Source organism: Streptomyces sp. ATCC 21386 (assembly GCF_018728545.1).
Taxonomy (GTDB): Bacteria; Actinomycetota; Actinomycetes; order Streptomycetales; family Streptomycetaceae; genus Streptomyces.
On the sequence record NZ_JAAVVL010000001.1, the window covers coordinates 7,392,726 to 7,404,782 of the forward strand.

Below are 12,057 nucleotides of genomic sequence, written 5' to 3' on the forward strand. Positions count from 1 at the left end.
GCGCCGGAGGGGGCGGCGGTTCCGGCGAGGAGGTCGGGGCGGGTCGGGGCGGCGAGGTGAGCGGGGGCGTGGACGGGTTGCCGGGGACGGGCGGGCGGCCTGACCCGGGGGCCGGGCGTCGGCGGGCCCCTCTTCTCCTGACCGTCGGTCTCGTCGTCGCGCTGTTCGTTCTGGTACCGGTCGCCGGTGGGCTCGGGGCCTATCCCATCCCGACCGGTGACGTGATCTCCTCGGTCGCCCATCGGATCGGGCTCGGCGGGGCGGAGCTGGCACGCGTGCCCGAGTCGGTGCTGTGGAACGTCCGGTTCCCGAGGATCGTGCTGGCATTGCTGATCGGCGCGTCACTCGGGTGCGCGGGGGCGCTGATGCAGGGCGTCTTCGGCAACCCGCTGGCGGAGCCGAGTGTCATCGGGGTCTCGCTCGGCGCGGCGGTGGGCGCGGTCGCGACGATCGCCTTCGGGATCACGTTCCTCGGGAACTGGACGGTCTCGGTCCTCGCGTTCGCCGCCGGGCTGATCACCGTGTTCGTGGTGTACGCGATGTCGCGGTCGGGTGGCCGGACCGAGGTCGTGACACTGATCCTCACCGGTATCGCGGTGAACGCGTTCGCCGGGGCCACGATCGGGCTGTTCATCTTCCTCGCGGAGGACACGGCGGCCGTCAACCAGATCACGTTCTGGCAGTTGGGCTCGCTCGCGCAGTCGACGTGGCCGAAGGTGCTGGCCGTGCTGCCGTGCGCGGTGATCGGGCTGGCCGTGGCACCGTTCTACGCCCGCAGGCTGGACCTGCTCGCGCTCGGCGAGCGGCCGGCGCGGCATCTCGGCGTGGACGTGGAGCGGCTGCGGGTCGTGCTGATCCTGGTCGTCGCGCTGCTGACCGCCGCCGCCGTGAGCGTGTCGGGCGTCATCGGGTTCGTGGGGCTCGTCGTGCCGCATCTGCTGCGGATGGCCGCGGGGCCGGGCCACCGGTTCCTGATTCCGGGCAGCGCGCTCGCCGGGGCGGTCGTCCTGCTGGCGGCCGATCTCGCGGCCCGCACGATCGTCCAGCCGGCCGAGCTGCCCCTGGGCGTCCTCACCGCCCTGATCGGCAGCCCGTTCTTCTTCTGGCTGCTCCGCAGGACCCGTCGCAAGCAGGGAGGCTGGGCATGAGGGTGCCACCGGGCACGGGGTCCACGGCGGGCACGAGGCCCACCGCGGGCAGGCGGTCCGCGTCGGGCGCGGGGGCTTGGCGCCGGCTCCTCCAGGGGCGTTTCGGCCCGGGGGCGCCCACTCCCCCGCCCCCGTCCCGCCCCGGTGACGTCCTCGCCGAGGCCGACGGCGTCACCGTCCGTCTCGGGGCGCGCGAGGTGCTGCGCGGCGTGTCCGTCGCGGCCCGCGCGGGTGAGGTGCTGGCACTGGTCGGGCCCAACGGCGCGGGCAAGTCGACGCTGCTGGGCGCACTGGCGGCGGACGTGCCGGTGGCGGGTGGTGTCGTACGGGTGCACGGGCGGCCGGTGCGCGAGTGGTCGGCGCCCGAACTGGCCCTGCGCCGGGCCGTGTTGCCGCAGTCCGCCACCCTGTCGTTCCCCTTCGCCGTGGAGGAGGTCGTACGCATGGGCCGGGCCCCCTGGGCGCGGCAGACCGGCGGGGGCGGAGCGGAGGACTCCGACGACGTGGCCGTGGCGCAGGCGATGGCGGTGACCGAGGTCGCCGGGTTCGCGGCGCGTCCCTTCTCCGCGCTGAGCGGCGGCGAGCGCGCCCGGGTGGCGCTGGCGCGGGTGCTCGCACAGCGGGCGCCGCTGCTGATGCTGGACGAGCCGACGGCCGCGCTGGACCTCAGGCACCAGGAGTTGGTGCTGCGGGTGTGCCGGGAGCGGGCGGGGGCCGGGGACGCGGTGGTCGTCGTCCTGCACGACCTCGGGCTGGCGGCGGCGTACGCGGACCGGGTGGCCGTGCTGCGCGACGGGCGGATCGTGGCCGGCGGGCCACCGGCCGACGTCTTCGAGGAGGGCCTGCTGTCGGAGGTGTACCGGCAGCCGGTGGAGGTGTTCCCGCATCCCCGCACCGGCGATGTCCTGATCACACCGAAACGGGGTTCTTGACCGAGGAATGGGTCTCTTGACCGGCTGTTGACCGGCTGATGGCGGCCGTTTTGAGCCACCGTGATCGGGCCGTGCTCGTACGGCCCGCAGGAGCGGGCTTCACTGGGAGGACAGCATTTGGTGAGGTTAGCCTCAGATAACTTCGAGGCGGCCTCACCTTCTCTGTGTGTCCCCTGTGTCCTTCCTTGGAGCCGAAAAATGCGCCCCCTCAGACTCTCCGTCGTCACCGCCGCCACGACCGTGGCGGCCCTGACCGCCGTCACCGGCTGCACCGAGAAGAGCAGCGCGGGCGCGGACGGGGTCATCGCGGTGACCGCGACGGACACCAAGTGCGAGGTGTCGAAGAAGGAGTTCCCGGCGGGCCACGTCGAGCTGGACATCGAGAACAAGGGCTCCAAGGTCACCGAGGTCTACATCCTGTTCCCGGACGACCGGGTGGTGACCGAGCGCGAGAACATCGGCCCCGGCACCAGGCAGAAGGTCACCGCCGAGGTGAAGGCGGGCGAGTACCAGATCGCCTGCAAGCCCGGCATGAAGGGCGACGGCATACGGCAGGCCGTCACGGCCACCGGCGGCGGGAAGACCGCCGCGCGCGACCCGAGGCTCGACAAGGCGGTCGCCTCGTACCGCAAGTACGCACAGGTGCAGGCCGACGAGACCGTCCCGCTGGTGAAGGTGTTCGCCGAGGCCGTCAAGGACGGGGACGTCGAGGCCGCGAAGAAGGCGTACGCGCCCTCCCGAATCGGCTGGGAGCGCACCGAGCCGGTCGCCGAGTCCTTCGGTGACATCGACCCGAAGGTGGATGTGCGCGAGGACGGTCTGGAGGAGGGCCAGGACCCGGAGAAGGACTGGACGGGCTGGCACCGCCTCGAGCGCTCGCTGTGGAAGGACGGCAAGCTCACCGACCGCGACTCCGAGCTGGCGGATCAGCTGGTGACCGACCTGGAGGACTGGCAGAAGCGGGTCGGCAAGGCGGAGATCACCCCGACCTCCATGGCCAACGGCGCCAAGGAGCTCCTCGACGAGGTCGCCACCGGCAAGGTCACCGGCGAGGAGGAGCGCTACTCGCACACCGACCTCGTCGACTTCAAGGCCAATGTCGAGGGCGCCGAGGAGTCGTACGAGCTCCTGAAGTCCGTCGCCGCCGAGAACGACCCGGAGCTGACGAAGGAACTCGACCGGCAGTTCGCGGCGCTGAACACGCTCCTCGACAAGTACCGGGCGGACAAGACGGGTTACGACTTCGTCTCCTACGACAAGGTCGGCAAGGCGGAGCGCAAGGAGCTGTCGGACGCGGTGAACGCGCTCGCCGAGCCCCTCTCGCGGCTCGCCGCCGCCGTCGTCAAGTAACCGGCCGGGTACGGGAGTCAGCTGATGACGGAAGCGGACAGCAACGCTCAGGGGCCCAGCCGGCGCGCGCTGATCGGCTGGGGAGGTGCCGGGCTCGCGCTCGGCGCGGCCGCGGCCGGCGGCGCGGCCGCCGTGGCGCGCACCGACGACGACGCGGCCCCGGCGGCCGGTGCGGCGGTGGCCTTCCACGGCACCCACCAGGCCGGGATCGCCACGCCCGTGCAGGACCGGCTGCACTTCGCCGCGTTCGACGTGAAGACGGACGACCGCGACGCGTTCGTGGCGATGCTGAAGGACTGGACGGCCGCCGCACGCCGGATGACGGCCGGGAAGGCGGTCGGCGAGGGCGGATACGGCGGTCTGCCGGAGGCCCCGCCGGACGACACCGGCGAGGCGCTGGGGCTGAAGCCGTCCCGGCTGACGCTGACGATCGGGTTCGGGCCGTCGCTGTTCGAGAAGTTCGGTCTGGCGGGGCGGCGGCCCGAAGCCCTGGTGGACCTGCCGCAGTTCGCCGGCGACAACCTCGACCGGGCCCGCAGCGGCGGGGATCTGTGCGTGCAGGCCTGCGCGGACGATCCGCAGGTGGCCGTGCACGCCGTCCGCAACCTCGCCCGCATCGGCTTCGGCAAGGTGTCCGTCCGCTGGTCGCAGCTGGGCTTCGGCAAGACGTCCTCGACCACCCCCGAGGCGCAGACCCCGCGCAACCTCATGGGTTTCAAGGACGGCACCCGCAACATCGCGGGCACCGAGACGGACCGGCTGGAGAAGTTCGTGTGGGTGGGCGAGAACGACGTCGACGCGGACTCGGCCTGGATGACCGGCGGTTCGTATCTCGTCGCCCGTCGCATCCGGATGCACATCGAGACCTGGGACCGGACCTCGCTGCGGGAGCAGGAGGACATCTTCGGCCGTGACAAGGGCGAGGGCGCGCCCGTGGGCAAGGCCAAGGAACGGGACGAGCCGTTCCTGAAGGCGATGCTGCCGGACGCGCACGTACGGCTCGCGCACCCCGACTCCAACGACGGCGCCACGCTGCTGCGGCGCGGCTACTCCTTCACCGACGGCACGGACGGCCTCGGCCGACTGGACGCGGGCCTGTTCTTCCTCGCGTACCAGCGTGACGTGCGCAGGGGGTTCATCCCGGTGCAGCGCAATCTGGCCACGGACGCGCTCAACGAGTACATCCAGCACGTGGGTTCGGCGATCTTCGCGGTGCCGCCGGGCGTCCGGGACGCGGACGACTGGTGGGCGCGGGCGCTGTTCGCCGACCCGTCGAAGAAGGGCTGAGGCCGTGTTCGCGAACTATCTGATCGGGCTGCGCGAGGGCCTGGAGGCGAGCCTGGTCGTCTGCATCCTCATCGCCTATCTGGTGAAGACGGACCGCCGGGACGCGCTCGAACCCGTCTGGACCGGTGTCGGGGTCGCCGTCGCGCTCGCCCTCGCCTTCGGCTGCGTCCTCGAATTCGGCTCGCAGGAGCTGACGTTCCAGGCGCAGGAGGCGCTCGGTGGCTCGTTGTCGATCATCGCGGTGGGCCTGGTGACGTGGATGGTCTTCTGGATGCGGCGCACCGCCCGCCATCTCAAGGCCGACCTGCACGGCAAGCTGGACGCGGCGCTGCGGATGGGGACGGGCGCGCTGGTGGCGACCGCGTTCCTGGCGGTGGGCCGGGAGGGCCTGGAGACCTCGCTGTTCGTGTGGACGTCGGTGCGGGCGTCGAGCGACGGCACCGAGGGCCCGTTGGTCGGTGTCCTGCTGGGCCTGGCGACGGCAGTGGTGCTCGGCTGGCTGTTCTACCGGGGCGCGCTGCGCATCAACCTGGCGAAGTTCTTCACCTGGACCGGCGGCATGCTGGTCGTGGTCGCGGCCGGTGTCCTCGCGTACGGCTTCCACGACCTCCAGGAGGCCGACTTCGTACCCGGCCTGACCGACAAGGCGTTCGACATCAGCGGGACGATCCCGCCGGACAGCTGGTACGGCACGCTCCTGAAGGGTGTGTTCAACTTCCAGCCCGACCCGACGGTCCTCCAAGTCACGGTCTGGGTCCTCTATCTGGTCCCGACGCTCGCGCTGTTCCTGGCCCCGGTAGGGTTCGCCTCCGGGAAGGGGAAGGTGAAGATTCCTGATGAGCAGGGTGCGCGGGGTTCGGAGCCCACTGAGGCTTCGTGAGGTTCGTCCGGTTCGTACGGTCGGGAGGTTCCTCGGGCTTCGTCTCCGGAGCCGGCTTCGTCTCCGGGGCGGGGTTGGTCGCCGGGGCGGGCTTCGCGCGTACGGGCGTGGCGCGCTGGTGACCACGGCGGTGACCGCGCTGTCGTTGACGGCGAGCGGGTGCGTGGTGGTCCGGGGCGACCTGGAGATCCTTCCGGCCGCGACCCGGGCGGAGGCGGAGCGCGCGCTGCAGGACTTCACCACCGCGTACAACAAGGCGGACAAGGCCAACGACCAGTCCCAGGACGCCTCCCGGGTCACCGGCGCGCTCGCCGACATCGACGGCGGCAAGCTCCGTTCGGGCGCGAAGCTCAACCCGGGCGGCAACCCGAACCATGTGCCGCTGAAGCTGGCCGACGTCACGTACACGATCCCGGAGAAGGCGGCGTGGCCACGCTGGTTCGTCGTCGACGCCACCGCCAACAAGGGCAACAAGACGGACCGCTGGCTGTTCGTGTTCACCCGGGACGGGCTGACCGATCTGTGGGAGGTCTCCTTCCTCACGATCGTGCCGGCCGCCGACATGCCCGAGTTCAAGAAGGACGCGGACGGCTACGCCCAGGTGGTGCAGCCCGACGACGCCGAACTCTCCGTGGAGCCCGCGCAGTTGCCCGACCGGTACGTGACGTACCTGGAGGAGGACAGCGCGCTCTTCGCGGACGGGCCGTACACCTCCGAGGAGCGCGCGCGGCGCCAGCGGAACGCGGAGAAGCCGGGCCTGGCGCGGCAGTACATCGACGAGGCCCTCACCAACGGTGACTACGCGCCGGTGGGGCTGCGCACCACGGACGGCGGTGCGCTGGTCTTCTTCACCACGCGCACCTACCAGAAGCAGACCGCCGCGCCGGGGGTGAGCATCCCCGTCAACGACGCGGCCGTGCGCGCCCTGATGACGGGCGAGCCGAAGCAGTCCCTGACCCTGGAGTTCGTGTACAACCAGGCGGTGCTCGACCCGGCGAAGACGCAGTCCGACCAGCAGGTGCGGGTCGTGAGCCAGGTGGGCGGCCTGACGGGCGCCAAGGGCGAGTGACCGCCGGGGTGCGGTGGCGCGCGGCCGGAGGCGGAGTTCAGCCGTGGCGGACCGGGTCAGCCGCGGGAGGGCCAGGCCGTGTTCGTGTGGTCCGGCTGCTCGCCCACGTGGCGTGAGCAGGCGTCGGTGAGGATCTCCAGCAGGCTCAGCGGCTCCGGCAGCGGGTGCTCGGGGCCGCGTACCCAGTGGACGCCGAGGTCACCGGGGAGCCGGGCCGGCGGGACGAGGACGTAGGACCCCCGGCAGTGCCAGCGCAGGCCCGGGTGCTCGTCCATGGTCTCGGGGTGGCAGTCCAGCTCGCAGGGCCACCATTCGTCCTCGTCCTCGGGGGTGCCCCGGGTGAGTGTGAAGAACAGGAGCCGTCCGTCATCGGACTCGGACTCGAACTCCGCGACGGGGCCCACCTCGATCCCGGCGGCGAGCAGCCGCTCCAGGGCCTCGCGTCCGGCGGCGAGCGGGACGTCCAGCACGTCGTGGACCATGCCCGTCGCGGTGATGAAATTGGCCTCGGGCTGGTGCCGGGCCCAGCGCTCGATCTGGCCGCGGTCGGTGGTGGACTGCGTCTGCCAGGCGAACGACACCGGGTGCCGGGCGGGGGTGGGACAGCCGACGCGGTCGCACGAACACCGGTAGCCCGAGGGGTACGCGGCGGGCGCGAGCGGGAGTCCGGCGGAGGCCGCGGCGAGCAGCAGCTCCTCACGGCCGGTGTCGTCGGAGGCCGGGTCGAGCGGGCGGCCGGCACGACGGGCACGCAGCCACTCGGAGAACCTGCCCTGCCGACCGGTCCGGCCGCCGAACGTCGCGCTCATCTATCGCCTCGCCTCGCTGTGGTGCGGACAGCATGTCCCCATGGTCCCACCATCCTGCGCCGCGGGTGGCCGGAGCCCACATCCGGGGTACGTGGGGCGATGCCGGAGCGCGGACAGAGATGGCGGGTTATACCGCGCTTTGAGGTGATTTACCGTCCACGCTCCGACCCGGCCCGATCGGCACGGGGTCGCCTTGGTCACACCCGGGCGGGGCCACCGGCTCAGCGGGGCGCGAGGCCGTACAGGGCGTACTCGACGAGGGCGTCCGTGTACGCGTAGGAGATGGGGCCCGTGTACTGCAGCCAGCGCTGGGCGAGCGGGGAGACGAAGAGCTCCAGGGCGATCCGCGGGTCGATGTCGGGGCGGACGGCACCCTGTTCCTGGGCCGCGCGCAGGCGCTTCACATACAACTGGAGCTGGGGTTCGAGCAGTTTGCCGACGAACTCGACGCCGAGGTCCCGGTTGACCACCCCCTCGGCGGCCAGGGCGCGGGAGGGGACCTCGAACTTGGGGTCGAGGAGTTCGTCGACGGTCGCGCGCAGGACGGCCTTGAGGTCGGCTTCGAGGTCGCCGGTGTCCGGGATCTCGTACTCGGCGCGCTCCCCGATCACCTCGGGCCGACCGGCCGCCTCCGCCGCCTGGTTGCTCAGATCGAGGAACGCCTCCAGCAGGACCTCCGCCTTGGAGGACCACCACCGGTAGATCGTCTGCTTGCCGACGCCGGCACGGGCGGCGATGCCCTCGATGGTCGTCTTCTGGTACCCGACCTCACCGACGAGGGCGAGGGCGGCGTCGTAGATGGCGCGACGCGACTTCTCGCTGCGCCGGGCTGAATCAGGGGCGGTCTTTTTGGCCATGCCCCGAAATTTATCAGGTTGACAAGACGGTGCGTCTCGCCGCATGGTGGTGAACATCGACGAGACGAACCGTCTCGTCACTGGAAGGGAGACCGTCATGACCCGAGGTGGAGCAGGAAACATGCTGGGAGTGGGCGGCGCCCGCCGGCACCTGGGCCGCGCGGCCCTGCGCGGCGGCCCCGCGGGCGGCCGCGTCGGCGGTGGCCTCGACCCCCAGGCCCAGAAGCGGGAACTGCTGCGCAAGCTGCAGGAGAAACGGCAGGAAGGACGGGCGAATTCAGACGGTACGGCGGCGGACCGTACGGCCGGCGAGTCGTCGTGAACCGGCCGGGGCCGCGGGCTTCAGCGGTCCCCGAGTCAGTGGTGGTGGAGCGGGACCACCCGGAGGGCGAGTCCTTCCGGGCTGGTCAGCCGCAGTGCGGGGCGACCGACGTCCGCCGACGACAAGACCCGGCCATGGACCCGGGCCGCGACGGCCTCCAGGTCGTCGACACCGACCACGACGTCCCACTGCGGCGCGTCGCCCATGACGAAGTCGGCGTGGGCGAACGTCGTGCCGGTCACCACCCGGTAGAACTCCCTTGCCCTGTCCGGCTGTTGACAGGTCAGAACCATGCGCTGCGGGGTGCCGGGGGCACCCGGCGGGAACCCCCATCCGCGGAACCGGTACGGCTGCCAGAAGGAGACGGCCGCACCCACCGGGTCCACCAGCGTGGCCATGCGCCCCTGGTCACCGGCGTCGAACGGCGGGACGACGAGCCGGGCGCCGGCGGCCACCGCCGTGGCCGCACGACGGTCGACGTCGTCGACCGTCAGGTACGAGGCGATGTGGGGCGGGGTCTCCGGCGGATAGAAGGGATTCGCCAGGTCGCTCACCCCGCCGATGAGATGACCGTCCGCCGTGGTGATCTTCGTGGACCGGCGCCGGTCCTCCTCGTCCACGGCGAGGTGCCAGCCCAGAGCGGCGGCGAAGAAGGCGGTGGTGCCGGCCAGGTCGCGGGTCTTGAGGTCCATCCAGCAGAAGCCGCCGGGGGAAGCAGGGTGGGCGGTCATCCGGCCGGCTCCGATGCCATCGACTCCGATCCGGCCGACTGCGTTGCGGTCGCCTCCGACCCGGCCAACTCCAGCACGCCGACCGTCTGGCCCCCGCTGGTCTCCCCCGTCGTGCGGAAGCCGAGGCCGAGGTAGAAGCGCTCCGGGCCGTCGGGGCCGGGGTGCCAGGTGACGTGGACGCGGTCTCCGCCTCGGCGGCGTATCTCGGCGGCCACGGACTCGACGGCGAAGCGGCCGTACCCCCTCCCCTGCTCGTCAGCGGCGATGTTGAGCCGCCAGAGCCCGGAGCGGATGTCGGTGCCCGAGCCGTCACCCTTCCAGTCGATGTCGAGGAAGGCCATCAGGAAGCCCACGGCCCGGTCGCCGTCCATGATGAGCCGGGGCCAGGCGACCCCGGGGCGGACGTACGCCTCGGCCAGAGACTGCACGACCGGCTCCACCAGGTGTTCCTGGTCGGGGCGGACGCGTACGGCGAGCGCGGCGTCGAGGTTGGCGGGGGACATCTCGGCCAGATGCGGGGTGGTGGACATGATCGAAGACATAGCCGGAGACCGCGGGGGCGGCACAACTGCTTTTCGATCGCGGCGCCCCGGCGGCGGGCCTCAGGACACCAGGTCGCCGTCGCCCACGGCCGGTGGCCAGGCATCGCCCCAGTCCGCGTCGCGGGCCGCACGGTAGAGGAGGCCGTGGCGTTTGGTCACGGTGGTGCGGCTGAGGGACGGCTCGGTCTCGCAGAGGTCCAGGAGGACCTGACCCTTGCGGATCTGGGGCCTGCGGACGATACGGGAGGGTGCCGGTGCCGGCGGGAAACGGGTGGCGGCGACGTAGCTGAACTTCTCGTCCTCGTACGGCAGGGAACCGCCCTTGATCTGACGGTGCAGGGAGGAGCGGCTGACCCGGGCCGAGAAGTGGCACCAGTCCTCGCCGGGGACGATGGGGCAGGCGGCGCTGTGCGGGCAGGGCGCGGCGATGTGGAACCCGGCGGCGATCAGCCGGTCGCGGGCCTCGATGACCCGGGCGTAGCCGTCGGGGGTGCCGGGCTCGATGATCACGACGGCCCGGGCGGCGGTCGCGGCCGCCTCGACGACGGCCATGCGGTCGGCCGCGGTCAGCTCGCCCAGGACGTAGGAGACGGTGACCAGGTCGGTGTCCTCGATGGTGAGCGCCGAGCCGATGCGGGAGCGCCGCCACTCGGCGGTCTTCAGTTCCGGGTTAGCCGCGGCGATCTCCCGCCCGAGCGCGAGCGCCGGTTCCGCCCAGTCGAGCACGGTGACCGGCCGCGCGCCCTCCCAGGTCGCGTTCACCGCCCAGGTCGCCGCGCCCGTGCCCCCGCCGACGTCCACATGACCGCCGGGCGCCCACCCGGGCACCGCCGCGGCGAACTCCTCCAGCGCCGAGCACACCGCCTCGAACGTCGCCGGCATCCGGTACGCCGCGTACGCGACGACGTCCGAGCGGTCCCGCAGCACGGGCGCGTCCGTCGGCGTGCGCCCCCGGTAGTTCGCGATCAGCCGCTCCACCGCCTGCGTGGCCGACTTCGGCGGCAACCCGTCGAGCAGGCCGGCGAGGGCGGTGCGGAGGGCGTCGGCCGAGGAGGACGAGGAGGACGGGGAGGAGGGGGTGGAGGCGGGGGCGTTCACGGGGTGATTCTACGAGGGGGCGTGAGTCCGCCGGGCGCCTCGGCGAACCGCTGGCGCCCGGCCGGACCGGACCTTAGGGTGCCGGGATGATCGAGGTACCCGACGCGTTCGTACGGAGCACCGTGGAGCGGGAGGGCGAGCCAGGGGCGGTGTGGCTCGCCGAACTGCCGGGCATCGTGGCGGAGTTGCTGGACCGGTGGGAGTGCGCGCCGGACGGGAGGGTCGTGCACGGCGGGGTCGGGGTGATCGTCCCGGTGGCGAGGCGGGGGGCGGCCGGCGCCGTGCTGAAGGTGTCGTTCCCGCACCCCGGGAACGTCCATGAGCCGGACGCCTTCGAGGCGTGGGGCGGCTGTGGGGCCGTACGGCTGTACCGGCGGGACGACGAGCGGTTCGCGATGCTGTTGGAACGGGTCCGGACGTCGACCCTGGCGGAACTCGGGGACGAGGACGAGATCGTGCGGGTCGCCGGACGGCTCAGCCGGCGGCTGGCCGTGCCCGCGCCGACCGGACTGCCCCGGCTGCGGGAGCGGACCGGTGCGTGGGCGGAGGAACTGCGCGTGGACACCGGGGAGCTGTCGCACGCGCTGCCCCGCCGCACGGTCGAGGCCGCGCTGGCCACGCTGCACGAGCTGGGACCGGACCAGCCGGACACCGTCGTACACGGCGATCTCCACGCCAGGAACATCCTGCGGGCCGAGCGTGAGCCGTGGCTGGCCGTCGATCCGAAGGGGCTGGCGGGCGACCCCGCCTACGACGGCGGCACGCTGCTGAAGTCGAGGGCGCTGAGTCTGCTCGCGGCGGACGACCTCGGCGCGGCCGTCGACCGGGTGCTGGACGTCTTCGCCGAGGCCGCCGGGGTCGACGGGGAGCGGTTGCGGCGCTGGGCGCAGGTGGAGGCGGTCCGGGCCGCGTTCCACGCCCGTCGGCACGGGTTCCGGGTGGCTCGCGGCGGGCCACGCCTGGAATGGCTCATCGCGTTCGTCGACCGCCTGGCAGAACAACTGACCGCCCCCGCCCGCCTCCACTGACCCC

Annotated in this window: 13 protein-coding genes; 8 read left to right on the forward strand and 5 right to left on the reverse strand. The window is 72.4% G+C overall.

Annotated elements, in window-relative coordinates; genetic code table 11:
* The first annotated feature begins 77 nt into the window (after positions 1 to 77).
* The 6 genes from GWK25_RS31790 (at position 78) to GWK25_RS31815 (ending at position 6,666) form a co-directional block, all read left to right on the forward strand.
* Complete coding sequence (locus GWK25_RS31790; protein WP_217180201.1) at positions 78 to 1,148, forward strand: iron ABC transporter permease; 1,071 nt, start codon at positions 78 to 80, stop codon at positions 1,146 to 1,148.
* Positions 1,145 to 2,080: a heme ABC transporter ATP-binding protein gene (locus GWK25_RS31795; RefSeq protein ID WP_215454956.1), complete on the forward strand. Its 936-nt coding sequence runs from the start codon at positions 1,145 to 1,147 to the stop codon at positions 2,078 to 2,080. The genes GWK25_RS31790 and GWK25_RS31795 overlap by 4 nt, the downstream gene beginning before the upstream one ends.
* A gap of 198 nt (positions 2,081 to 2,278) precedes the next feature.
* Complete coding sequence (gene efeO / locus GWK25_RS31800; protein WP_215454958.1) at positions 2,279 to 3,430, forward strand: iron uptake system protein EfeO; 1,152 nt, start codon at positions 2,279 to 2,281, stop codon at positions 3,428 to 3,430.
* A 24-nt stretch (positions 3,431 to 3,454) separates the two neighbouring features.
* Positions 3,455 to 4,717 (forward strand): iron uptake transporter deferrochelatase/peroxidase subunit, encoded by a 1,263-nt coding sequence (efeB, locus tag GWK25_RS31805; RefSeq protein WP_215454959.1) that lies wholly within the window; start codon positions 3,455 to 3,457, stop codon positions 4,715 to 4,717.
* Positions 4,718 to 4,721: 4 nt separating this feature from the next.
* Positions 4,722 to 5,597: an iron uptake transporter permease EfeU gene (gene efeU / locus GWK25_RS31810; RefSeq protein WP_215454961.1), complete on the forward strand. Its 876-nt coding sequence runs from the start codon at positions 4,722 to 4,724 to the stop codon at positions 5,595 to 5,597.
* Positions 5,554 to 6,666 carry a hypothetical protein gene (locus GWK25_RS31815; RefSeq protein ID WP_215454963.1) on the forward strand — a complete coding sequence of 371 codons (1,113 nt, stop codon included), beginning with the start codon at positions 5,554 to 5,556 and terminating at the stop codon, positions 6,664 to 6,666. Before efeU ends, GWK25_RS31815 begins: the two co-directional genes overlap by 44 nt.
* Before the next feature lie 56 nt (positions 6,667 to 6,722).
* On the opposite strand, the gene GWK25_RS31820 is transcribed toward GWK25_RS31815, so the two are convergent.
* Both GWK25_RS31820 and GWK25_RS31825 read right to left on the reverse strand, forming a co-directional pair.
* The gene (locus tag GWK25_RS31820) at positions 6,723 to 7,475 is read right to left on the reverse strand and encodes a bifunctional DNA primase/polymerase (RefSeq protein ID WP_215454965.1); all 753 of its coding nucleotides are present in this window, start codon (positions 7,473 to 7,475) and stop codon (positions 6,723 to 6,725) included.
* 221 nt (positions 7,476 to 7,696) lie between these two features.
* Entirely contained in the window at positions 7,697 to 8,332 is a 636-nt protein-coding gene (locus tag GWK25_RS31825) for a TetR/AcrR family transcriptional regulator (protein ID WP_215454967.1), read from the reverse strand.
* A 97-nt stretch (positions 8,333 to 8,429) separates the two neighbouring features.
* Here GWK25_RS31825 and GWK25_RS31830 point away from each other — a divergent pair, with 97 nt between their 5' ends.
* Positions 8,430 to 8,654, forward strand: coding sequence for a DUF6243 family protein (locus GWK25_RS31830; protein ID WP_215454969.1), 225 nt, complete (start codon positions 8,430 to 8,432; stop codon positions 8,652 to 8,654).
* Positions 8,655 to 8,689: 35 nt separating this feature from the next.
* On the opposite strand, the gene GWK25_RS31835 is transcribed toward GWK25_RS31830, so the two are convergent.
* From GWK25_RS31835 to GWK25_RS31845, 3 genes are all read right to left on the reverse strand, one after another.
* Positions 8,690 to 9,385, reverse strand: coding sequence for a VOC family protein (locus GWK25_RS31835; RefSeq protein WP_215454970.1), 696 nt, complete (start codon positions 9,383 to 9,385; stop codon positions 8,690 to 8,692).
* Positions 9,382 to 9,915, reverse strand: a complete 534-nt coding sequence (locus GWK25_RS31840) for a GNAT family N-acetyltransferase (RefSeq protein ID WP_215454972.1) — start codon at positions 9,913 to 9,915, stop codon at positions 9,382 to 9,384. The genes GWK25_RS31835 and GWK25_RS31840 overlap by 4 nt, the downstream gene beginning before the upstream one ends.
* Before the next feature lie 72 nt (positions 9,916 to 9,987).
* Positions 9,988 to 11,025, reverse strand: coding sequence for a small ribosomal subunit Rsm22 family protein (locus GWK25_RS31845; protein WP_215454974.1), 1,038 nt, complete (start codon positions 11,023 to 11,025; stop codon positions 9,988 to 9,990).
* Positions 11,026 to 11,111: 86 nt separating this feature from the next.
* Between GWK25_RS31845 and GWK25_RS31850 the strand changes: the two genes are divergently transcribed.
* Positions 11,112 to 12,053: an aminoglycoside phosphotransferase family protein gene (locus tag GWK25_RS31850; protein ID WP_215454976.1), complete on the forward strand. Its 942-nt coding sequence runs from the start codon at positions 11,112 to 11,114 to the stop codon at positions 12,051 to 12,053.
* Positions 12,054 to 12,057 lie beyond the last annotated feature (4 nt).

Excerpts from the sequence above, each read along its gene's own strand:
- efeB (WP_215454959.1), top strand. The coding sequence starts at position 3,455 with ATGACGGAAGCGGACAGCAACGCTCAGGGGCCCAGCCGGCGCGCGCTG.
- efeO (WP_215454958.1), top strand. The coding sequence starts at position 2,279 with ATGCGCCCCCTCAGACTCTCCGTCGTCACCGCCGCCACGACCGTGGCG.
- GWK25_RS31835 (WP_215454970.1), bottom strand. The coding sequence starts at position 9,385 with ATGACCGCCCACCCTGCTTCCCCCGGCGGCTTCTGCTGGATGGACCTC.
- GWK25_RS31840 (WP_215454972.1), bottom strand. The coding sequence starts at position 9,915 with ATGTCCACCACCCCGCATCTGGCCGAGATGTCCCCCGCCAACCTCGAC.
- GWK25_RS31850 (WP_215454976.1), top strand. The coding sequence starts at position 11,112 with ATGATCGAGGTACCCGACGCGTTCGTACGGAGCACCGTGGAGCGGGAG.
- GWK25_RS31820 (WP_215454965.1), bottom strand. The coding sequence starts at position 7,475 with ATGAGCGCGACGTTCGGCGGCCGGACCGGTCGGCAGGGCAGGTTCTCC.
- GWK25_RS31830 (WP_215454969.1), top strand. The coding sequence starts at position 8,430 with ATGACCCGAGGTGGAGCAGGAAACATGCTGGGAGTGGGCGGCGCCCGC.
- GWK25_RS31815 (WP_215454963.1), top strand. The coding sequence starts at position 5,554 with ATGAGCAGGGTGCGCGGGGTTCGGAGCCCACTGAGGCTTCGTGAGGTT.
- GWK25_RS31795 (WP_215454956.1), top strand. The coding sequence starts at position 1,145 with ATGAGGGTGCCACCGGGCACGGGGTCCACGGCGGGCACGAGGCCCACC.
- GWK25_RS31825 (WP_215454967.1), bottom strand. The coding sequence starts at position 8,332 with ATGGCCAAAAAGACCGCCCCTGATTCAGCCCGGCGCAGCGAGAAGTCG.